At 51.7% G+C, this 17,094-nt stretch carries 6 protein-coding genes and 1 pseudogene; 3 read left to right on the forward strand and 4 right to left on the reverse strand.

The features are described from left to right. Positions 1 to 244 precede the first annotated feature (244 nt). The 3 genes from HPS53_RS02355 to HPS53_RS02365 form a co-directional block, all read right to left on the reverse strand. On the reverse strand, positions 245 to 2,830 hold the full coding sequence (locus HPS53_RS02355; RefSeq protein ID WP_172204007.1) for a hypothetical protein: 2,586 nt from the start codon (positions 2,828 to 2,830) through the stop codon (positions 245 to 247). A gap of 274 nt (positions 2,831 to 3,104) precedes the next feature. Beyond that, positions 3,105 to 7,649: an autotransporter-associated beta strand repeat-containing protein gene (locus tag HPS53_RS02360; protein WP_172204102.1), complete on the reverse strand. Its 4,545-nt coding sequence runs from the start codon at positions 7,647 to 7,649 to the stop codon at positions 3,105 to 3,107. A gap of 192 nt (positions 7,650 to 7,841) precedes the next feature. After that, positions 7,842 to 10,589, reverse strand: coding sequence for a hypothetical protein (locus HPS53_RS02365; protein WP_172204104.1), 2,748 nt, complete (start codon positions 10,587 to 10,589; stop codon positions 7,842 to 7,844). 835 nt (positions 10,590 to 11,424) lie between these two features. Between HPS53_RS02365 and HPS53_RS02370 the strand changes: the two genes are divergently transcribed. From HPS53_RS02370 to HPS53_RS12570, 3 genes and pseudogenes are all read left to right on the forward strand, one after another. Then, positions 11,425 to 11,763, forward strand: coding sequence for a hypothetical protein (locus HPS53_RS02370; RefSeq protein WP_253942798.1), 339 nt, complete (start codon positions 11,425 to 11,427; stop codon positions 11,761 to 11,763). A gap of 104 nt (positions 11,764 to 11,867) precedes the next feature. After that, positions 11,868 to 12,896: pseudogene (locus HPS53_RS12565) on the forward strand (glycoside hydrolase family 43 protein); the annotation flags it as partial. Positions 12,897 to 12,950: 54 nt separating this feature from the next. Continuing rightward, positions 12,951 to 13,868, forward strand: a complete 918-nt coding sequence (locus tag HPS53_RS12570) for a family 43 glycosylhydrolase (RefSeq protein WP_371741745.1) — start codon at positions 12,951 to 12,953, stop codon at positions 13,866 to 13,868. 121 nt (positions 13,869 to 13,989) lie between these two features. Here HPS53_RS12570 and HPS53_RS02380 read toward each other — a convergent pair whose 3' ends face one another. After that, the gene (locus HPS53_RS02380; RefSeq protein WP_253942799.1) at positions 13,990 to 17,022 is read right to left on the reverse strand and encodes a glycoside hydrolase family 2 protein; all 3,033 of its coding nucleotides are present in this window, start codon (positions 17,020 to 17,022) and stop codon (positions 13,990 to 13,992) included. Between the last annotated feature and the right edge of the window lie 72 nt (positions 17,023 to 17,094).

Consider the following 17,094-nt stretch of genomic DNA (forward strand, 5'->3'; position numbering starts at 1 on the left):
ACAACACTATTATTATCTTATCAAACGCACAAAACAACGTCAGAAATTATCATAGTTAACCACCCCATGAAGCATCGTACATTCCATAACTAATCATTGTGTAAAACAGATAAATAATAATAAAGTTTTTTCATTGCCCAGGTTTATTCTTAATATAAAAACTTAAATAAAAAGGCGGGGAAAAGCAATGCCTTTACCCCGCCATAAACTCAAATGATTATTAATGGCTTATTATAATCCGAATTTATTTTACAACGTATTTCTTACCGTTCATGATGTAGATACCCTTAGCAAGACCTTTGAGAGATGTTGCATTGGCACGTACCTTAACACCATTGAGGTTGTAGATGTCGCCACGGTTCATGTTTTCAGCGGCTGTTACATCAGAGATACCTGTCTCATAATCCTCGATAGAACCGAGATAGTAGAGATGTGAAGAACCGAAGTAAATCAGACCAAGCTGAACGGCATTCTCTTCTCTCATTGGCTTCTCCAAACCTACACGGATTACACCGGGAGTCTCCAACGCATTAATGTCGGCAATCTTAGTTATTATGGAGAACTTGGTTACATGACCCGGGAAAGCCATTGAGTTACCATCTCCTATTCCGGGAGTATACACCTCAATAGAATCGTTGTTCATAAACAGGTATGTATCAGAATGTACGCCTGTTGTATCAGTCCAGCTACTATTGTTTACGGCACACTCGGCGACATACATGTATACACCGTTTCTCGGAGCGTCAACATCCTGCCAAGCCCACTTGTAGTCTGTCGCTGTTCTTCCTCTGTTGAAGTATGCGCAATATCCGTCTGTAAAATCTCCATTTGATTGGAACTTCCAATTAGATTTTCCGGGAGAAGACGCTCCTCCGTCCTCTGTCCAACCCTCGGTATTCTTCTTTTGGAATGAGTTGTTTACCAAAACAATCTCTGCCGGTGTTTTAACAGAAGCATTAGCCAAACCGTAAGCCATGCGGGCCTCTATCAAAACAACATCCTGTCTTACAAGCTCTGCCGAGTCACGGCTTGTCTCTATCTGAGCTTTATAATAATCCTCAGCTACTTTAATGGCAGCGCCGAATTCTTCCTTACCTTTCGGACGGTTTTCGTCCGCGAGTTCGTTTTTGCACACCGCTATATCATTACCGAGCTGAACATACTCTGTGTTAAGAGTATAAAGAGCACGGATAGCGTCACGCATATAGTTCATCTGCTTATCCAACGCGTCGATACATTCCTGTGTAAGATCCGTGTTTGCGGCATAAACAGCCTCTGACACAGCGATGGAGTCACGAAGAACAGTCTTGCCGAATACATACATATCCTTATCGGCGACAACGATTGCAGAGTCTGTCATCACTCTCAGAGCATTGCGTGAAGCGGCAAGTTTTCCTTTAAGGAAATAACCCTGCAATTCCGCCTCAGACATACCCAACACACGAATCTCGACATTGTCAAAGTCTATACGGCCGCCACCGCTGTAACCTTCATAACTTCCTGATTCGCATTGACCTATTGTCGGATATGTGAAACCGATTGTCTTAACACCGTCCTCATTAATATCAAAAACGTGCATATATACGTTGGCTCTTCCACACTCAACGTTCTCCATCGCGATGGTATCATTATTGATAAAATACTTCAAGCCGTCAACAGGAGAATGGAAGTCTATATGATAATAGTTGCTTTTGCTACCTTTTCCGTCCTGGAAATACTTGTTGGCCATACCGCGGACTATATAAAGATATTTGCCTGCGGGAAGATCCTGACCTTGCGAGAAAGAGCTTGTATTCAAAGCATAGTTCGCGCCTATTTCGGCAACGAGGTGATTGGTCGTCAAGTTATACTTCGGCTCTGCGACGCCCCATCTTTCATTACCTGTCGATGATGTCCAGCCCTTAGCGATACCTTTACCGGGATTGATTTTAGCCAGGTCGTCGAAAGTGAAGTTGGTAAAATAAGGAGACGCGTCCGCCGAGTTGGCGTTAAGGAATTCGGATACGGGGCCACCCTCACCGAATATTCCATCCATGAAAGACTCTACGTCAGCCACAGTCATTTCCCCCCCCACTAATCCTTTCAGGTCGGCAAGCGGCTCTTCGAGCAAATCACGCTCATTGGGGAAGTTTGCCTCGTCATTCTTATAAAACTCGATCTGGCTTATCGCATCCTTGATTATACGGTCGTCACCTACCTGCTTGGCTTCATATATACCGAAGTCAGTATAAGAGTCGTTTACGACAAGGTTGAAGAAGAACACGTTCAGATACACGGCAGAATCAGCCCTGTAATCCATCGTCCTCTCGTACCAGTCGGCCGAACATGTCCCGAAGCTGAATATGCTGGCCTTGATTTTCGCTCTGTCTTCATCATTTCTTGTCATAGGCCATGCCCCGTCATCGTTTACAAACACATTCTGGTAGTTGTTGTTACGGTCAAGCGAGACAGAGGAGATACGCGGCGTGACAAAAGCCTTTGCCTTGTAAGTCACGATATAAGTGGTGTTCTCCTGTACAGCGACAGACTGTCTGAAGTTTGTTGATGTGGCAAAACCGTCAGACTTCTGTATTCCGCCCGCAATGGCCGTCAGGCACGCCATACCGCCGGGTCCGTCGTTGCTTACCGCGAATGTATCGGCGGACAACGGCTCACCGCCCGCATTTGTCCAACCTTCCATGCCCTTGGAGAAATCTCCGTTTGTCAACAGGTTCTTACCGATGATTTGGAATCGGCCATTGGGTGTGTACACATACTGACCCACCTCATAAGCAAACGATCCCACCGCACCAATAGCTGCGGCAAACATTAAAAGTAATCGTTTTTTCATTTTGTTTTGTTTAATATTTAAGTTAATAGATAAATTGATAATAGTTGTAATGAATAATATTCGGTTGCAAATATATGATTTTTTATCCGTTTACACCACCGAATTTTGCTTTTTTAACTTTAAAATCACACATCCGTCAATGGTCCTTGCCTATGGCATCAATGGGCACGCAATGTGATTTAAATAAAAAAAGGTTATTGCCGGCAACCGCCTAACATTCAGTCTTACGACAATAACCTTTTTGTACTATATCATCCGTGACAATCCGGAGTTCCTATCTTATCACCACCTTGATTGCCCTTGTTGCCTTGTCTGATGCCGCACGCACTATATACGTACCCGGTTCCAGTCCGAGTTTGCGCGCTTCCGCGACCACATCGGCGGCTTTTGCCTCAAATTCGCCCACAAACAGGCCGCCGGCAGTGTACACACGGCAACGGACGGTGGCAGCGGAACCTATCGACAATATTCCGTCAGTACCTTTCACGCGCAACAGGCCGCTTGGCTTGAACAGTTCCGCCGTATCCCATTCATAGCCTTCCGGCAGTGCCGGCAGGTTCAACATAGGATTTCCCGCAAATGCGCCAGCCGTCCAAAGTATTATCTCATCGCCTGCGGCGGGTCGGTAGCTCTCGCTCACGCTGATATTCAGCGTTCCGTTCAGAGTCAGCGTTCCGTCTGCTTTCAGGAACGAGCGTGACGAGGCCGAGTTTGCGGCGTTCTTAATATTGAGATTTACCACCGAGCCGGTGTTTGCCGTCAGATTGCCCTCTGCGGCTATGAATCCCGACACATCGGCAGTGGTGGTCCGTCCGGGAGTGATTGTGCCGCCGCTGTTCACGTTCAGGGTACCCACCGTTCCCGAACCGTTTATGGTACCGCCGTTGTTCACGTTTATCGGGTTCTTGCCCACAAGCGATGCCGTCGAGTTATAGGTATTCAGATACAGATAACCTCCGTCCACATTTATCGTTCCTATGTTTTTCTGCATCGTCGTATTAGACAAAGTCCATGTACCAGTTCCGGCTTTTCTCACCGGAGAAAGTATCGAGCCTTGGAACATTATGTCCTCACCCGTTCCTCCGATAATATAGATACCCGTTCCGCTCAGTGTTCCCTTGCCGGTGATGTTTGCCACAGCCACATTGTTGCCGTTATTCTTGAACTCGATGCCCTCATTCATCTGCAATGTGGCCTTGCCGAGTCCTTTCGAGTTGCTGAAGTCGAAAGACGGGTCGTACGTTCCGCGCTTGCTGTAGCCCGGAACTATCGTTCCTTCGAAATTGCTCCAATCGCCCTTGAAGTAATTACGCACTCCGGCCGCATATATATAGAATGTGCCCGCACCGGTGAGCGTACCGCTGTAATCGCACCTCGGGTCGGCATACAACGTTCCGGAATATCCTTCCGTTACCACGAAGTTGGTCCTGTTCTTTGTCCCGGGTAATCCCTCGCTGTTAGGATCGTAAAGTTTGCCGCCGTGGAATTCCACCGTGGCGGGAAGCTGTGTCACCTCGCCGCTCTCCGATGCGTTCACCACTCCGCCTGTAATCAGAAGACGTGACACACCGTTGCCGTTGCCGAGATTGAGCGTTCCTCCTCCCGACTTGGTAAGAACGGCGTTGCTTGCCGCCGTCTTTATTCCCGAAGCCATTGTCAGGGATATGCCGGTCGGAATGTCGAGCGTCGCTCCACCCTCGCCCACGATGACGGTCTGCCCCGATGTCGAGTTCGCGCTGACACCGAGAGTGGCGTTTCCAGATATGGTTATGGTCTTGTCTATCATTCCCAACGAGCCGACATCCTGTCCTATCGCGTTGGCAAGTGAGGCCACTGTAAGCTTTCCTCCGGCAATCACCGTGTTGCCCACACGGTTCAGATTATTTATATTCACCGTTCCGGCACCTGTCTTTGTCACCGTACCCTCACCCACGATACTGTCGCCGGTGATTGTCAGCGTCTTCGTCTCGTTTGCGAAAACGACGCTCTTCGGAGCCACCGTACCCGACACGTTGACGGTAGCCGACTGTGCGTTATCGTCGAAAATAACATTGTCTCCCGGAACGAACGAACGCTTGGCGCCGGTTCCTTTCTCCTCAAAATTGGCCGTAACGTCCACATCCCATGTTCCGTCCACGCTTCCGATCCATGTGACGTCGCCGGCAACATAGTTCTCTATCACCACATACAGCTTTCCGTTCTCGAAAGCCAAAGTGGCTTTCTGGCTGTTGAGCCCTTCTATCTGCACGTCGGCGAGATTGCCCGCCACTTTCTCCACCTCACCGATGAGGTAGCGGCCGTTGGCCACATTGCCCTCTCCGGCAGCCGGATGCTTCACAAACCTGAATACGGGAGTCGAGTATGCCGGACCGTTGGTCCAGTTTTTCTTCTCTATCACCATCGTCCTGGCTTTCACCACGTCTGCCGTCACATCCTCGCCATACAGGTCGAAGAGTACCACCGAGCCGAAGTTAAGCCACAGCGAATCGGTCTCTATCGTTCCTTTCTTATTCTTTCCACCGGGTACGATGGTCGCATTGTAGTCGGCCTTGATGCCATTCATGAACTTTCCGCCGTCGGACACAAGCGTGGCGTGACGGTTGAGCCACACGCGGCTTGCCTGCATCGTACCGTCGAAAGCGAGCGTTCCCGCCCAAACGTTTGTCTCTCCCGTATATGTCTGTGTCACTTTCGGCAGCCGCAGTGTACCGTCGCCCTGCTTCACAAGCCGCATTCCGCCTGTGAAAGCGCCGCCCGTAAGCGTGTGCGTGTACTCGGTTGTGGCTATCCTGTCGTTGTCGTCATTTCCCTGGACCCATGTCGGGGCGTTGTCGGTAAAGATATAAGGAGCGGCACCGTCGCTCACGGACACTGTCATGTCTCCCGTCTCGCACATCATTATATGCTTGTCTGCCTCACCGCCGCCTATCACGGCCCCGTTTTTAATCTCGGTGCGTCCCGTCATGGTAAGCGGGGCGGGAGCCACCGTTATTCCCTCCAGCTCACCGAGGAAATAGCTTGTGTGGGGCGGCTGGTTGTAACCGCACATCTGCCACACCATCGCCTGACGGTACTGATGGTCGTGCCACAATGAGTAATTGCGCCACTTAGTCTCCACATCCGTGGTATATATGCGTATGTTGTTAGACGCGGTACGCATTATCACCTCCTCGCGCCAGTCTCCGAAGATGTCGCCCTGATAACACGGCGTACCTTTCGTGTCGTTGTTTGTCATACTGCCGCCGAGCGTGGCAATCTTTCCGTGTCCCGGCTTGTATATGGCACCGGCAGTGTTCTTGCCGTTCTCATAGTTGAACGTCTCCGAGCACAAGTCTCCGTCCCAGTATATACGCATGTTCTGCGCTATGTCGGCTTTAGAGCCGCCAGGTATCGCCGCGTGTGTCACCGAACTTATCAGCGATCCGTCGCGTGACGATGTTCCCTGCGCGCCGGGATAGCTGTTGCTGAAATTGCCCATTATGGCACGTCCGTCGTCTTCCGTTGCCGAATAGCGATAGTAAATCTTAGATGTCGTGGCGTCACGGAAATTGTTTCCAGGACGATCTTCGTTGCAGGCGAAAATCTCATGTCCGTGTATGTACGGGTCGAAATCGCTGCAATGCTGCGCGTCGCCGTGTCCCAGGCCTGTGGTAGAGAGTCCCTTGCCGTTATCGTCGATAACCATCGAGCCGAATACGATCTCATCGCGTCCGTCCCAGTCCACATCAGCAATGCCATAGTTGTGATAACCCTGTCCGAACCACGGCGAGCCCGGCGTGTTGCAGTTCCAGCGCCAACGCTCGGTCAGTTCGTGCGTGGCCGGATTTACGTCGAGCGCAATCATCTTATGCCGGGTATAAATACCGCGTGCGAGGAATATGCTCGCCTTGCGCCCGTCGAGCACCGGCGCTCCGAAGAAGTGCTTCGTAGAGCGGTGTCCGTAGCCGTCGCCCCAGGCCTTGTTGAGGTCTGTCTCTCCCGGTTCGAGGCGTCTCAGCGGGTATTCCATCACCTGATACGGTTTTCCTGTAGCTCCGTTCAGATACAGCAGAAACTCGTCTCCTTCGTGCATGAAGAAATTGACGCCGCCTCCGCCGCTTGCCGGACGGTAGTTCTTGCTCTTGTCTCCCACAACGTATGTTGTGCCGTCAGCCATGTGGATGGTGGTGCCGTCGGCGGCACGCAGCACGGCCTCCGCCTTGCCGTCGCCGTCCCAGTCGTATGCCACGATATTGTTCTCGTTGTTCTGGAAGTCGGCCATATTGGGTCCGAAGTCGAGCCACCACAGTTTTGTGCCGTCCAGCTTGTACACTTCCACTATCGCGTACTCACCGTTATGTCCGTTCGGCTTGTATCCGTTCTGGATATCGTTCTGGTTGTCGAATTTGAGCAATATCTCCAACTGTCCGTCCCCGTCGACATCGGCCACGCAGGCATCGTTTGGTATATATGTACTCGTGAGCGCCCCGTGATTCATCTTCACTTCGAGATAGTTGCTCTTCCACGGTGTCACGGGAGCGCACTGCCCCTGCGACTTGCCGCGCACGATGGCTTCCACCGTGTATTTGGCGGTGCTCGTCCCGCCGTTGTCACGATAGTTTGACACCGTCAGCGGAGTATCGTTCAGTTTCTTGCCGTCACGATATATGTTGTACGTGACATCATAGTATTCCTCTGCCGGAATACGCCAGCTGCAATACACGCCGCCGATATATTTCACGGCCACAAGCCCACGGTCAATCACGTCCGTGGCACGCTGCGCCCATGCACCGACAAACGCCATGCCGAGCAAAAGTAAGAGAGATAGTTTTTTTCTCATGTTATCGTTGGTTAGTTAATATTTTAATTGTCAGGATATAAGGGATTATCGAGTGGCGGCAGGCACGTGTTTCCGTCAAGGTACCACGCCACAAGAACGGTGACACTTCATCGAGCCGCAAATGTAAGCATTTTTTTTCAATCTACGGTTGCTCCCTGTCATTTTTTAGTTTCAAAAAAACAAAAAACACACCTACTTCCAATATACCATAAACCGTCCGTCAGGGGTTATTCCCGCCACGGATATTTTTAAGGCCGAGGTCTTGCCGTTGTTGAAAAGCCTCAACCTCAACCGCCCGTCGGCATCGGCATGGGCATTGGGATTCCAGTAGAGCGTGCGGCGATAATCGGCAGGCTCAGCCGGACGCGTCACGCTGTAATCGGGATTATAGAAATCGGCCGGTTCGTTCAGACCGGGCAATATGATGTGCCGGTCACGGAATGCCGGCTGAACCGCGTCATCGGCAAAGGGCACCATCTCGACAGTAACGTCGGCATTATACCGGTCTTGCTCGATCGGAATGTCCTCATTGCGCGGCTCATAGTCGCTGTATATCCTCACTTCTCGCAGCCGCCGCAACCCGAGGTCGTCCAACAGCGCGTCCTCATTGCGGTTTGTCCATGCCTTTCCCGCATCTTCCATATCGGGAACATAGCTTCTGAAATAGGTATATCCGTCTATCCGCGAGTCGATGTTAAACCTGTTCCGCCTCCCCATGTTGCCGTAGAGGAAACGGGCCACCTGCACCGGGAACATACGCCTGTCGAACATCCCGTAGCTCAGGCCGTAGTCAGTGATGTTGTTGTACAGTTCGTATACGTCGGTCACGCACGCCGGCTGTTCGAAGTCGATGCCACGCCTGCCCCGCCGACGACCGCTCACGCTGACATTGCCGAGCATGTGCACGCCGCGCTCCATGGACAGCAGAGAGTCTCCCGACCCGTCAGGCATCGCCCCGCCACCGTAATTCTCAGGAGCGTGTGTACGGTAATAGTCGTACTTGTCCGAATATATCGGGTAAAAAAGATCTCGCTTCACATAGTAGTCCGGCATGGCGGTATCATCCATCATACCCTTGACTTTCCTCGATGTCATGCTCTGCCTCAGCGAGTCTTTCTCCTTATAGGCTTTCATCTTCAATATCGCCTCGCCGTAGTATGGCGGTATCTCAAAGAGATAACGTCCGCCGTCGTGCGTCAGTTGCGTGCCGCCGAGCACCTCGGTACCGAATATTATCTCGGCCTCCACCAGTACTTCTTTTTTCAAGTCGGGATGGTTCACCCCCAGATGCCCGTTCACCTGCGATATGTCGCCCAGTTCGAAATTCTCATTCTGCACGCCCACGGCGGTATCGGTGGCTATGCCCACATTAAACTGTCCGTACCTCCAATTCCTCGCCTCTCCGTTCTCCACGTCGTAAACAGCGAGAGACTTGTGCGCGCTACCTTCCACTGTGAGTGTTTTTTCAGGTGTATAACGCAACGGCCGGAACACCGTATCGGCATATTCGCTCCACTTATACCGCCGCCAGCCCTGCACCATCATGAGAAGGTCGAGAGCCGCGTCGCGCTCGGGAGTGGCCTCGGCAAAATAATATGAAGGATCGGCCACAAACCCGCGCAACTCGCTTCCAAGCAGGAGATCGGTCATTATGTTTCCGTTGTCGTACGTTGGCTCGTCGGTACCGGCGTCCCGCACGGACACGGACATCGGCGCCCCGCCTGCCGTCCGGTCGCAAACAAGGTCGAGCGTGATTTCCTCATATTGTGAATATGTCGCTTTGATATTTCCATCCACAGCCACACGCACTGTCTGCCCATCGGCCGGACGGACGAAGAAAAGACGGTCGGCGAGTATGCGGCCGCTCCCGTCGAACAGCGTCACGTCGTTCACACCGGCCGGCAGGCTGTCGGGCAGCGTCAGGGAGGCATGCTCCGAGGCACCAAGGGTAAAGGTGGTGAAATGGCGCAACACGCCTCGGCAAAGCACAGACAGCCCGTATTCGCCGGCAGGCATGCCGGAAGAGGAGATCTCGACACCGCGCCCCGACAGGCGGAGTGACACTCCGGCCGGCTCAGCGGCTGGCAGGGCAAACGAGTAGTCGCGTCCCTGCCACGAGAAAGACGCTCTGAGGCGACCGACCGCAGGAGTGACGGAAAACACGCCGCGCCCCATGTATGTGGTGGAAATCTCCGTCGGGCTGATTCCATCGCCAGTCAGTTTACCCTGTATGTCGACAGCGGCTCCCTGCTCGTCTGTAAGTTCGAAAGCCACACGACAGGGCACGCCGACAGTCATAGTGCCGCCCTCAGGAAAAAACACGGCTTTCAATGCCGGCTTCGATGCTGATGATATACGTTGTTTATGACGACTGTACATCCGCTTGAAAGCATAGTCGCCGGCCGAGTCGGGACGCTCGTATACGGGAAACACACGGGAGTAAAGCCCCTCCCAATGACGGAAATAGTCGGCCGCCATCCTGTTGTTATAGAAATAGTGTGCGTCGTCTTTCGTGTATCTGTGCTCCGTCACGTTGAAATTGAGCATCCACCGGGTGTATGCCCTGAGTTCGTAATATCCGGAATATAGCGAGTCTTTAATAGCGAAATTACCGCAGGTAAATCCGTCGGGGCTGACGATGACGCTCTGACGCTCGGCCACAATACCGTCGGGCGTGAGCAGTTCAACATAAAGTATGCGGCTCATGTCAGTGGGGCGGAGATCTCCCGCGCCCACCACATACGCCTTATACCAAAGCGTGTCGCCTATGAAATAGCACATATTGTCGGTATGCACGTACACTTTTTCCTGCAATCGGCTCACCGACGACCGCTCCAACGCCCTGCGTATGGCATCGAGCTTTTCCGACGCCGACAACCGCACTGGCCAAAGCATGGCAAGCAGCGGCACGGCAATGACAGCCATATAACGAGTCATCATATATGTAAACAATACGGTTTAACAACCACAAATATAGGGATTATATATATAATAATGTGTAAAAAGGTGTTTTTTATACCTGTGGTTAATCTTTTTTAAGCATTGGCGGCTATCTGTTAAATATAATCAATAATATTTACAAAAGTGTCTGTAAAAACCTGCCCGTTTGAAAATAAAAAGCCGAAGGCCGAAAATAAGCGTATTATGAGCGGTTTTTACGTAATCTCCAATGTATCAACCCAATACGCCCGCCACAATAATTTCCCTTACCAAATCCACATCGCCTACCCGACAGATTTTTTCCGTTTAGCGTCCCGTTGCCTCGCGTTTAGACGCTAAACGGAGGCTAACGAGTATCTAAACGCAACGCGATTAGCAACCAAACGGACTCCGACAAGCGTCCCGACGCAAGAAAAAGACAAGATTATCGACTGACAAAAACCACTCTATCGCATTTCATATCGCGACATGTATCGCATACGAAATTCTATTTCAACAAAAAAGAATGTGTTAAATACGTGACATTATGTTTACAGGGAAAAAACTTTTGTTATTCTTAGGATTATGAACAGTTTAATATAACGGTATGAAGAATTAGCATTTAACGGAGTATTTGAGGGACAGAGGTAACGAATTGGCGGCCGTGCGATTTTCAACGATTTGCGGTGCTATGCTGTCAAATAACTCTTTCTTATGCAAAAGTATAACAATCCTCGGAAAAGACAATATCTGCTATCGGATTTTTATTTCCCATCTTTGTAAATTATTCATCTGGAAAGAGATAATCTCGTGAATTATAGCTACCTTTACGGCTGAAAACCAAAGCATAGCCCCAATGGCAAAGATAACGGTTCAAAATACCCGAATAACAGCTCTACAATGGGAAGAACAGGATTATATCTCTCTCACAGATAGGGCTTCTGCCAAAGATGGAGACAGTCGGTCTGCAGATATAATCAAGAACCGGATAAGAAATCGCCATACCATTGAATTTCCCGGGACTTGGGAAGTGATTCGCAATCCGGATTTTAAAGTGGCCGGATTTGACCACTTTAGAAAAAGTGCGGGTTTGCCTTCTTTTGTACTTAGTGCTTCAGAATGGATTGAACGCACAAATGCGATAGATAGGGCTTGTTGTGAGAAAAGGGCGATATGGCGAAACGTATGCTCATAAAGACATAGCTTTTGAGTTTGACTCTGCAATAAACGGCACTTTCTTCACCGGCTGCCGGCAGGATATCCACTAAATAACATAAAACAATTAAATACCAACTGACAATGAAAAGACTGATAAGACAGTGGGGCATGGCGCTCGCGGCGGCAATGTCTCCACTTATGCTCCCGGCGCAAAACCTGCAAAAGGGAGACTACGGCTATCTGTACTGCCACATGAGCGGACGCGGAGAGTGGACGGCATACGCCCTGAGCCGCGACGGCCTGCACTTCCACGACCTGATAAACGGCGACCCGGTGTTCCCGCCGTCAGAGCACGCACGCATAGAGGGCGGCACACGCGACGCCTACATCTGCCGCAAGCACGACGGCACAGGCTATCTGATGGTGACGACAGACATGTGCGTGGCGAAGAGCAAGAAGTGGGACAACTACGGAATAGACCTGCTGACGAGCGACGACATGATTAACTGGAAGTCGGTGACTTTCGACTTCCGCAAAGGCCCGGGCATATTCAGCGACCCCGACTCACCGGACGTGTACAAGGACTGGAGCACGGTAAACCGTGTGTGGGCTCCGCAAATATTCTGGGACCCTACGTATGAGTGGGGCGACGGGCGACGGGGCGGATACTTCATTTACTACTCGTTGTGGAACAGGGCCGAGGAGAAATATGACCGTATGTACTACTCTTACGCCGACGAGAGCTTCACCACGCTGACAAAGCCGAGACTGATGTTCGACTGGGGATATGCCACGATAGACGCCGACATAAACTATCTTGAAGCCGACGGGCTGTTCCACATGATGATAAAGAAAGAGGGCGGACAGCCCGGACTGTTCACCGCCACGGCAAAAGCGCTCACCGGACCGTGGAGCGAGCCTGTGGCTGACGACTACATAGACTTCGAGGGCAAGAAAAAATGCGAGGGTGTGTCGGCGTTCCAGCTCGCCGGCGACTCGACATGGCGCATCGGGTACATCGAATATTCGTCTAACCCGAAACGCTACCGCATCTGCAAGGCCGACAAATACATGCGCAATTTCAGCAATCCGCAGGACATAGAGGGTGTGAACGGCCCGCAGCACGGATCGTTCATGAGACTGACGAAAGATGAATACGACCGGTTGCAGGCCTGGTCGGACGGGCTGCAAAGCAAGCACGTGGCACCGAACGTGGAAAATCCGGTGATACCGGGGCTGTTTGCCGATCCCGAGATAATGTATAGCGAGAAGACAGGCAAGTACTATCTGTACCCCACGACGGACGGTAAGGAGGGCTGGCAAAACCACGATGCGAAGGCATACTCGTCGGACGACTTGAAGAACTGGACGGACGAGGGCGTAATCTTCGACCTCGAAAAGGACTGCGCATGGGCAAACAAATGCCTCTGGGCGCCGTGCATCATAGAACACAAGAAAGGAAAGAGGAAGTTTAAGTATTACTATTACTTCACGGCAGAGGGCAAGATAGGCGTGGCGGAGGCCGACAATCCTACCGGGCCGTTCCGCGACGCGCTGGGCAAGCCGCTGCTCGACAGCAGGCCCGAGGGCATGAAGGGCGGACAGGTGATAGACCCCGACGTGTTTCAAGACCCTAAGACGGGAAGGTATTACCTCTATTGGGGCAACGGTTTTCTCGCCGTATCGGAACTGGGCAAGGACATGAAGAGCATCGTGTCTACCAAGGTCCTGATAGACCGCAAGGACAAAGCGAGATACAACTACAACGAGGGTACATACGTGTTTGAGCGCAACGGGGTGTACTACTTCATGTGGTCGGAGAACGACACACGCAGTGCCAACTACCGCGTACGCTATCTTATCAGCGACTCTCCCACCGAGTTCACACGCGGCGGCAAGCCGGCACGGCAGGAACGCACAGTGATACTGAGCCAAAACCCGGCAAAAGGCATTTTCGGCACAGGGCATCATTCCATACTGCGACTGCCAGACTCGGACGACTGGCGGATAGTATATCACCGGTTCGCACGTCCGGAGGCCATAAAATTGGGATGGTCGGCCGGTTACAACCGTGAAGTGTGCATAGACAAAATGGAGTTTAACGCCGACGGCACCATAAAAGCGATAGATACGACACTGTGATATAAGCCTCGCTTGTATAAGCAAAGTGTCATTTAGGGCATAAACAAAAAAACTACGCGCCGCCATACGTATGGCGGCGCGTAGTTTTTTTATATCCGTTTATAACATATCAAACCGCTTATCAGAGGTTTTTAAGAAACTCTATCTCGATTATCTTCAAGGCGTTGTTGCCGCGTTGCTTCTTCTCATTGTTCTTGCTGTCAAGTTCCTGCACCGCCCCGAAAGCGTCTTTCGTGGTGCTCGAACCAAGCGAGCGGATTGTGTATACATTCGATACGGGAGCGTCTTTGAGCGGTATGTGGATGTAGCTGAGCGACTTTGGCGTCCAGCCCTCCCACACCTTGACATCGCCTGCGTAAACCGCTATCGGGTAAGTCGTGGCCCGGAATCCTTTCATCTTGATGCAGATATCGTCTATCCGTGTGTTCTCGGCAAGCGTATAGGTAATCCATGCCTCGTCGAGCTTGTTGCCGCTATCCCACGAGGTGTTCTCAAACGTATCGTAGCTGAGGCGCGGGTCGTTTCCGCTTCCGGCACGGGCCGACTCTATCGCCACACCACGGCGCCACTGACGGAACGACGGTGCAGACGGTGTCTCGCCGCGGTCGAGCACACATTTGAGTCCGTCTGACGGCATATAGGTGGCAAGTCCGCCCTCGACGGCAACGGGATGCGTGGTGAAAGTGATCTTGGCATCGGCCATTCCCTCGGCTTTGGCCGTCAGCGCGACGTTGCCGGCTTTGGTAAGAGAGCGCAGCATCACACGGTTTACACCGCACTCTACGGGCAATGTGTCGCAGAACACATGATTGTCCTTGCCTTTCGCCACACCGCCCCGCCACTCGGCAGGACCGCTCAGGCTGAATTTCACGAGGCGGTTATCGAGCGGACAGCGGCGTCCCTGCCTGTCGACAATCTCCACCTGAACAAGAGCGAGGTCGTGGCCGTCGGCTTTCCATCCCGTGGGATTTTCAATGGCGGTGAGCTTTATGCTCGCCGGTTCGCCCGCCGTCTCGAGCGAGCATACCGACTCTGTATGTCCGTTCCTGTCCATCGCGGTGGCCGTCAGCTTACCGTCTGTATACTTCACGTTCTTGAAAATATGCAGGAAGCGGTACTTGTGCTCGTCGGCGGTGATAGTACAGCCACCCTGCGAGAGCGTGACACTGTCGCTCGTAGACACCACATAGACAGTAGGTACCACCTCACCCTGCGTGTAATTCCAGTGTCCGACGATGTGTGTTCTCGGTTTCAGGTCGTCTACCCAACCGTCCCACATCACCTGATGGGCGTAAAACGCATCCTTGGGAACGCGCATAGGGTCTACAACTCCGCTCACACGGTAGTTATCGGCAGAGCGTCCGTGGGTCTGTGTATCGCTGAACACAATCTTCACACCGCCCGAATTGACTTTAGTTCCACTACCGGGACGCTCCAACCAGTATTCATACCAGCGGTTGACAAGCTCACGGGCAAACTCATCCTGATTATGATTATACGCGTCTGCGGGTGCGTTGCGGTACAGAGGGCCGTCGCCTTCCTTGTGATACGGGTAGCTCCAAGAGTTCCAATACCAGCGCAAGGCTTCGTCACGGCAATATTCCATCATCCACATCGGCTTGGTGTCGCTCTTGTTCACATAAAGCATCTCGCCGCCATACTCGGCCTCCGGCCGGTCAAGCATCTCACGGCTGCCTATCGCACGGCCTCCGTTGGGGTCATACTTGTCTCGTATCGCCTTCATGGCTACCATGTGCCCGGCGGATATGCGCTGGTTTCCGCACTCATAGAATATGATACTCGGATTGTTGCGGTTGTATATTATGGCATCGCGCATAAGCTCTTCGCGCTGTTCCCAGCGACGGCCGTCGACATCTTTCTCGGCATCGCCGGCCGGCATGGCCTGTATCAGGCCAACACGGTCGCACGACTCGACATCCTGTTTCCACGGGGTGACGTGCATCCAGCGCACCACATTGCCGCCGCTCTTGACCATGAGATCGTTAGAGTAGTCGCTGAGCCATGCAGGAACAGACATTCCCACGCCCGGCCATTCGTTGCTTGTGCGCTGAGCATAGCCATGCACCATCATCACACGGTCGTTCAAATAGAACATTCCGTTCTTGAACTCGGTCTTGCGGAAGCCCGTAACGGTAGTCACCTCATCGGTGACGAGAGGAGAAGAGGAGGTCCTTCCCGTGTACCGAGGACCGGAGGCTGAGGATTGAGACTTGCCGGCAATCTGTCTTCCCGAACCTTTCACGCCGCCATTCTCCATCCTCAATCCTCCATCCTCAATACCTGGATAAACCCAATTATCCACCAAACAAGTCTTTACCTTATATAAATATCCGTATCCCCAACTCCAAAAATGCAGGCCGTAAGCACGGGATTGCGCTTTAAGCACGGCGGTACCATGTGCCGGAATAACCACAGGCTCACTGCTGAAACCACACACCTCACGGCCATCCATCTCGGTAAGAGAAACCTGCAAACGCCTGGTTACAGGCGCATCGGTCTCATTGCGCACCTCGCTCTCTACGAAAACAGTGGCCTGACGTCCCTGAATATCATGGTCTTTGGCATATACATATATACCGGTTGTCTTCAAATTACTGTAAAGCGGCAGCGTCTGATACACATTATCGGTGATGTGGAGCTTCACGTTCTTGGGCAATCCGCCGTAATTTGAGTTGAAATTATTGTTGTTCCATTGGAAACCCGACTTCGTGGCACGCTCATGATAGTGCCAATCGTTGTCCGTACGCACCTCTATCAGATTCCTGCCTCTCTTGACATACGGCGTGAGGTCGAAGCCGAAGGCCATCACCCCATTTTCGTGCAGACCCACATTCTTACCGTTCACAAACACCTCGGCGGCCTGGCGGGCTCCCTCGAACTCGATAAACACACGACGTCCCTCGGCATTTTTCGGCAGAACAAATGTCTTGCGATACCATATAACGGAATCGCTCATCTTGTTGATATACACTTTATATGCCTCATTCTCATTCCAGGCATGCGGCAGAGTCACGGTCTTCTTCTGCTTTTCAATTCTCCATTCGGAATTGAAATTGTAAGTTTCGCGTGCATTGGCACCAATGGCAACGGCCATGAGTGCAACAGTCAGTAGATGTTTAAAAGTTATTCCCATATTTCTTGATTTTCAAACGCAAAATTACGACTTTGCAAATCAAGGAATATGGGAATATCGTACAAAAACTGT

It is taken from the genome of Prevotella sp. PTAC (assembly GCF_013166535.1).
GTDB lineage: Bacteria > Bacteroidota > Bacteroidia > Bacteroidales > Bacteroidaceae > Prevotella.